We start from the raw sequence: 6,120 nt of genomic DNA on the forward strand, positions 1-6,120 counted from the left end.
CTATATTGCAGTGAAATATATCTTATTGTATCATAGATAATATGTAGAATAATAACTAATAATGTAAAAATTAGCACCAAAGACGAAGTACGTAGGAGGATTTAGAATGAAAAAACGTTTGGCGCCAGACGTTTTTCGGATACCTATCGACGAAATCAAAAGCGGCTTTTATAGTGACAGCTATTTTCTCCGTACCCAAGAAATATTGACAAAAGATAATCAACACCCCCGCGTTCTGATGCAGGTGTTTCAACGGCAGCATGCCATGTTATGCGGTATTGACGAAGCAATTGCCATTATAAAAAAATGTGCCTTTAATCCTGAAAAGCTTACTATTCACGCCCTCCATGACGGGGACATGATCGAACCCTGGGAAACAGTGATGACAATTGAAGGAGACTTGGCCGATTTCGCACATCTCGAAACAGTTTATCTCGGCGTTCTTTCCCGACAAACCAAGATTGCCACCAACGTCCACCAAGCTGTCAAAGCCGCAAACGGTAAACCCGTTCTTTTCTTTCCATCCCGTTTCGACCACTATTCTACTCAGCTAAGCGACGGCTATGCCGCCCACATTGGCGGCATACACGGTGTTTCGACTCCCGCCAACGGAATTTATTGGCATGCCCAAGCGCTAGGTACTATTCCGCATGCCTTAATTGCCGCGTATGGTGGAGACACCGTAAAAGCCACTTGTGCGTTTGACCGGCACATCGACCCTGCTGTTCATCGCGTGGCACTAGTTGATTTCAACAACGACTGTGTCGGTACAGCATTAGCAGTAGCCAGAGAACTGGGCGAAAAACTTTGGGCGGTCCGCCTAGATACGGCTGATAACCTAGTTGATCAGTCTGTTATCCCCTATATGGGAACTTTTAAGCCAACCGGAGTTTGCCCCCAGTTAGTATTCAATGTGCGTAAAGCACTGGACGAAGCCGGGTTTGGTCATGTTCGCATTATGGTATCGGGTGGTTTTACGGCCGAACGGATTGCCCAGTTCGAGGCAGAAAAGGTACCAGTCGACATCTATGCCGTAGGTAGCAGTCTTTTTAACAATAATATTAATTTTACAGCTGATGTTGTCATGGTTGATGGGCGCCCTTGCGCTAAAGTTGGCCGCAACTACCGCCCCAATCCCCGACTCGAATTAGTAGAATAACACACTGAATATATAAAACCTGAAGAAATCCCCCGCAGGCAAAACCGGCGAGGGATTTAATTTAAAGATCATTGTTTATTATCTGTATTAAGATGAGAGGCCAGCTTCGTCAGCTGTTCCGACATAGCCATTAATTCCTGACTATGGGCCGTTAGTTTTTGGATCGTATTTGCCTGATGTTCGGTTACGGCATCGATTTGCGTAATCTCTGCCGCAATCTTTTGGATAGATTGATTGATACGACTAAGAATAGCATTAATTTGGCTGGCCGAACTAGCGCTGTTGATAGCCAGCTTGCGAACCTCGTCGGCTACTACACCAAATCCGCGTCCGTGTTCCCCGACCCGGGCAGCTTCAATGGCAGCGTTTAGGCCTAATAAGTTTGTCTGACTAGCCACATCATGAATGAACCGGACAACGGTGTCGGTTTCGCTTACCTGCTGATTAGCCTGAAGCGCGAGATCTTTTAAGAATTTTCCACTTGCGGCCAACTCTTCCGCTTGAGCCAGGATAGATTGGATGGAAGAAGCTAACTCAGTAGCAGAATTGGAAAGCTGCTGCGCAGCCATTAATAACGTTTCTTTTCTCTCCAACGATTCATGGATGGCGACAGCTCCTACAACTTCACCGTTCTCAATGATCGGCATACTTACGGCAATATAAGGGATGCCGTAAACCTCCTTAGCTACCTCCACAACTACTCGCTGCCGTTTCTGCATGGCCTGGTATACGGCCGAGCCGGGTTTGATACGCTCGCCAACCACTACTTGTTTTGCCAGTTCAGGAATTGAATAAGATACAAGCCACTTTTCCCGGTCACTAACGACCATACCAACTTTACTGGTTATTAGTTGTGGAATATATTTTGCTACCATTACAAATGACTGGAGTAAACTGCTCTCGGTCATATGTCCCACCTTTTTGAATTTGGTTTAAAATAACCTTGGTTTAGTTTATTTATGCAAAGATGTTTCATTTTGCGGAACATTAGTTTGTTATTATGTATTAATTCTGTAAAAAATATGGATTTCCTGTTGCCTTTGAATTTTTTTGTCTTATTTGCTATTTACTTACCAATATTCTAATTTAGCAGGAAATTTATACCTCCTGCAAAATATTTTAAATAATCAAGCCCACGAAAGGAGTACGGCTATGGTTAGAGCAGCACTCATGGAAAAACCACTTGCTAAGGTGCGTATTGTTGATTTACCGGAGCCTAAACTGGAAACCGGAGCTGCTTTACTTGAAACAATTTATAGTGAAGTATGTGGTACTGACGTTCACTTGTTCCATGGACGCCTTGCCGGTGTCCCCTATCCAATTATTCCTGGACACATAAATGTCGGGCGCATCATGCAAACCAACGGGCCTGTCTATGATGTGGACGGTAACCTGCTTCATTCTGGCGATGTGGTAACTTTTTTGGATGTTCATGAAACCTGCCATAATTGCTGGTATTGCCTGGTTGCAAAAGCATCGACCCGCTGTCCCCACCGTAAAGTTTATGGAATTACCTATGGCGTGCAGGATGGAATTTTAGGTGGTTGGAGTGAAAAAATATACTTGAAACCCGGCGTAAAGATTGTTAAATTACCAGAGCAGGTAAAACCGGAAGCCTTTATTGGCGGCGGCTGTGGCCTTCCTACCGCTTTTCATGCTGTAGAACAAGCAGGGATAAAGTTAGGGGACAACGTTGTAATCCAAGGTTGTGGCCCTGTAGGCCTTAACGCTGCTATCCTAGCACAACTTGCCGGTGCACTACAAGTCATCGTTGTTGGCGGTCCTGCTCTACGGCTCAATTTAGCCAAAGATTTTGGAGTTGACGCCGTCATTAACATTGAAAATATGGACGCAGCGGATAGAATTTCAGCAGTAAAGGAACTTACTGGCGGTCGCGGCGCTGACGTAGTAATTGAGGCAACAGGTGTTCCGGCTGCTATAAAAGAAGGCATGGCTATGGTACGAGATGCTGGTACTTATGTTATCGTCGGCCAATATACTGATAATGGTGAAGTTAACTTTAATCCTCACCTCGACCTTAATAAAAAACACATGACACTAAAGGGCGTTTGGGGAATTGATTTAAGTCATTTTTACCGTTCTATCCAAATCATGGCTAAATACCATCAACGCTTTGCCTGGGAACGCCTTATCAGCCGCCACTATAGTCTTGCCGATATTAATCAAGCTTTAGATGACGTCGAGTACTGCCGTGTAATAAAAGCTGTCATCGCTCCCAACGGTAATTAACGAACACCGCCAGACCGACCCTTTTGGCCTGGCGGTTAATCTTTCCCGATACTCGGGTAAACGCCCTAGTTATTTAGTACACTATTTTCCAGACTGCTTTCCAAACTGCAAAAGCCTAGACCGATAGTTCGTGAAAGGACTGATCTTAATGTCGGAAATTCCTGAAATTGAGACTATGCGCAGACATTTGGCTCAAAGCGTAAAAGGTAAAAAAATCACAGAAGTAGAAGTTTTCCATCCGCAAACCCTTAATACATCTCCCGAATTATTTCAACAAGCCCTCATCACCCGACTTCACTTATGATATCTTTAACAGCTTTCTGCAACAGCGCAAAGGAATGATAAAGCCCTTGCGGATAGACCAAAAGTTTATTGCCGGCATTGGGAATGTATACTCTAATGAAGTTCTTTTTTGCAGCCGTATCCTTCCTACGCGTAAAAGTAGTACCCTTTCAGAGAAGAAAAGCAAAATCTCTACCAGTGCATGCGTAGAATTCTAAGGGAAGCTATTAGTTACGGCGGCGTCTATGAAGAAAAATTTTCGAGTGACGATACCATTACCGGTGGTATACACCTCATCTGCAAGTAGCTTACCGGACAGGCGAACCCTGCTATGTCTGCGGCACTCCCATTCAAACTAAACGTGTAGGCGGAAGAAATGCTTTTTTTGTTCAGTATGCCAGCATTGACTTACATTTATTTCCAAGAAATATTAGCACGGGAGGAATACATGGAAAGTTATCGGACAGTGATAGGTTATGGAGAAACAGGGTTAGAAATAAGTAAGTCCAAATTTATTGTCCAAGTCAACCGGGCAATCTCCGCCAAAGATGCCATTGATTTCATTGAAATTGTCAAAAAGAAACATCGGGATGCTACCCATAACTGTTCTGCTTTCATCATAGGTCCACGCGGAGAACACCAAAAGGCCGACGATGATGGTGAACCTGCAGGAACGGCAGGTATCCCCATTCTCGAAACTCTAAAGAAAAATAAAATAACAGATGCTGTAATTGTCGTTACCCGCTATTACGGCGGAATAAAGTTAGGCGCAGGTGGACTAATCAGGGCTTACGGAAAAGTAGCCGCATTAGGACTGCAGGCAGCGGGAATCTTGGAAAGAATTCCCCATACTCATATCATACTTAAAACTAACTACGATTTATTTGGGATAGTTGAAAACTATCTGCATAGTAATAACTATATCATAAAAAAGAAAGATTTCGCCGAACAGGTAACGCTTCATGTGTTAGTTGAAAAAAATAGGGAAACTTCTTTATGTCAGACGATAACCAACTTGACATCCGGTCGAATTACCCTTTCGACAGCAGGCATACAGTATGTCGATAAAACTTTATGTATTTAAAAAGTCTATCGTTGTGTCCGGACGTAAAGAATGTACTTTGTCGGAATAAGTATAGACAAAATTGCAAAAAGTAAAGAGCACCTCGTGCAAGGTGCTCTTTTGGTGTAACCGGCGTCTACCTATCCTCCCAGGCCGTCTCCAGCCAAGTACTTTCGGCGTTTACGGGCTTAACTTCTGTGTTCGGTATGGGAACAGGTGGATCCCCGTAGCTATCGACACCGGATATTTTATTTGGGGAAAGTAATAAGTGGTAAGTGGAAAGTAACAGGACGTGGTAAGCGGTAACTGGCGTTCTCCACTTTCTAAGTACCACTTTCCACTTTCCACTTTCCACTTTCCGTTTTCCACTTTCCCTCAAAACTGCACAGAAGATTTTCACGCATTTTCGTATTTTGCCTTGTTTAGGTCAAGCCCTCGGCCGATTAGTACCAGTCCGCTCAAGCGGTTGCCCGCCTTACACTCCTGGCCTATCTACCTTGTCTTCTGCAAGGGGCCTTACCAAACTTCCGTTGTGAGAGACCTCATCTTAAGGCCGGTTTCACGCTTAGATGCTTTCAGCGTTTATCCGTTCCGGACGTAGCTACCCAGCTGTACACCTGGCGGTATAACTGGTACACCATTGGTCCGTCCACTCCGGTCCTCTCGTACTAGGAGCAGCTCCTCTCAAGTCTCTTACGCCCGCGATGGATAGGGACCGAACTGTCTCACGACGTTCTGAACCCAGCTCACGTACCACTTTAATGGGCGAACAGCCCAACCCTTGGGACCTACTTCAGCCCCAGGATGTGATGAGCCGACATCGAGGTGCCAAACCTCCCCGTCGATATGGACTCTTGGGGGAGATTAGCCTGTTATCCCCAGGGTAGCTTTTATCCGTTGAGCGATGGCCCTTCCACTCGGTACCACCGGATCACTAAGCCCGACTTTCGTCCCTGCTCGACCTGTCCGTCTCGCAGTCAAGCTCCCTTCTGCCTTTACACTCTCCGCGCGATTTCCATCCGCGCTGAGGGAACCTTTGGGCGCCTCCGTTACTCTTTCGGAGGCGACCGCCCCAGTCAAACTGCCCGCCTGACACTGTCCTGAGGTTCGTTACTCCTCCAGTTAGAACTCCAGTAAACCAAGGGTGGTATCCCAACGTCGACTCCACACGAGCTTGCGCCCATGCTTCTTAGTCTCCCACCTATCCTGTACATGCTTTACCAAAATCCAATGTCAGGTTGCAGTAAAGCTCCATGGGGTCTTTCTGTCCAGTCGCGGGTAACCTGCATCTTCACAGGTATTTCAATTTCACCGGGTCCCTCGTTGAGACAGTGCCCAAGTCGTTACACCTTTCGTGCGGGTCGGA

At 45.6% G+C, this 6,120-nt stretch carries 7 protein-coding genes and 2 rRNA genes (1 of these 9 cut by a window edge); 6 read left to right on the forward strand and 3 right to left on the reverse strand.

Translation table 11 applies throughout. The annotated features are described in order from the left end of the window. Window positions 1–106: 106 nt before the first annotated feature. On the forward strand, window positions 107–1,159 hold the full coding sequence (locus TCARDRAFT_RS02645; protein ID WP_007288455.1) for a nicotinate phosphoribosyltransferase: 1,053 nt from the start codon (window positions 107–109) through the stop codon (window positions 1,157–1,159). Between the two features lie 68 nt (window positions 1,160–1,227). Here TCARDRAFT_RS02645 and TCARDRAFT_RS16160 read toward each other — a convergent pair whose 3' ends face one another. Next, the gene (locus TCARDRAFT_RS16160; RefSeq protein WP_007288456.1) at window positions 1,228–2,067 is read right to left on the reverse strand and encodes a methyl-accepting chemotaxis protein; all 840 of its coding nucleotides are present in this window, start codon (window positions 2,065–2,067) and stop codon (window positions 1,228–1,230) included. A gap of 244 nt (window positions 2,068–2,311) precedes the next feature. Here TCARDRAFT_RS16160 and TCARDRAFT_RS02655 point away from each other — a divergent pair, with 244 nt between their 5' ends. The 5 genes from TCARDRAFT_RS02655 to TCARDRAFT_RS02660 all read left to right on the forward strand — a co-directional run bounded on the left by TCARDRAFT_RS02655 (window position 2,312) and on the right by TCARDRAFT_RS02660 (window position 4,775). Next, on the forward strand, window positions 2,312–3,409 hold the full coding sequence (locus tag TCARDRAFT_RS02655; RefSeq protein ID WP_007288457.1) for a zinc-binding dehydrogenase: 1,098 nt from the start codon (window positions 2,312–2,314) through the stop codon (window positions 3,407–3,409). Window positions 3,410–3,557: 148 nt separating this feature from the next. Then, window positions 3,558–3,713, forward strand: a complete 156-nt coding sequence (locus TCARDRAFT_RS16315) for a DNA-formamidopyrimidine glycosylase family protein (protein ID WP_083795369.1) — start codon at window positions 3,558–3,560, stop codon at window positions 3,711–3,713. Continuing rightward, window positions 3,661–3,909, forward strand: a complete 249-nt coding sequence (locus TCARDRAFT_RS16320) for a hypothetical protein (protein WP_408643040.1) — start codon at window positions 3,661–3,663, stop codon at window positions 3,907–3,909. Before TCARDRAFT_RS16315 ends, TCARDRAFT_RS16320 begins: the two co-directional genes overlap by 53 nt. A 79-nt stretch (window positions 3,910–3,988) precedes the next feature. Next, window positions 3,989–4,195: a zinc finger domain-containing protein gene (locus TCARDRAFT_RS16325; RefSeq protein WP_156784629.1), complete on the forward strand. Its 207-nt coding sequence runs from the start codon at window positions 3,989–3,991 to the stop codon at window positions 4,193–4,195. After that, the gene (locus TCARDRAFT_RS02660; protein ID WP_007288458.1) at window positions 4,140–4,775 is read left to right on the forward strand and encodes a YigZ family protein; all 636 of its coding nucleotides are present in this window, start codon (window positions 4,140–4,142) and stop codon (window positions 4,773–4,775) included. The genes TCARDRAFT_RS16325 and TCARDRAFT_RS02660 overlap by 56 nt, the downstream gene beginning before the upstream one ends. A 106-nt stretch (window positions 4,776–4,881) precedes the next feature. Here the strand turns inward: TCARDRAFT_RS02660 and rrf are convergent. Both rrf and TCARDRAFT_RS02670 read right to left on the reverse strand, forming a co-directional pair. Next, a 5S ribosomal RNA gene (gene rrf / locus TCARDRAFT_RS02665) occupies window positions 4,882–4,998 on the reverse strand. A 179-nt stretch (window positions 4,999–5,177) separates the two neighbouring features. Next, a 23S ribosomal RNA gene (locus TCARDRAFT_RS02670) occupies window positions 5,178–6,120 on the reverse strand; it runs 1,998 nt beyond the window's last position.

It is taken from the genome of Thermosinus carboxydivorans Nor1 (assembly GCF_000169155.1).
GTDB lineage: Bacteria > Bacillota > Negativicutes > Sporomusales > Thermosinaceae > Thermosinus > Thermosinus carboxydivorans.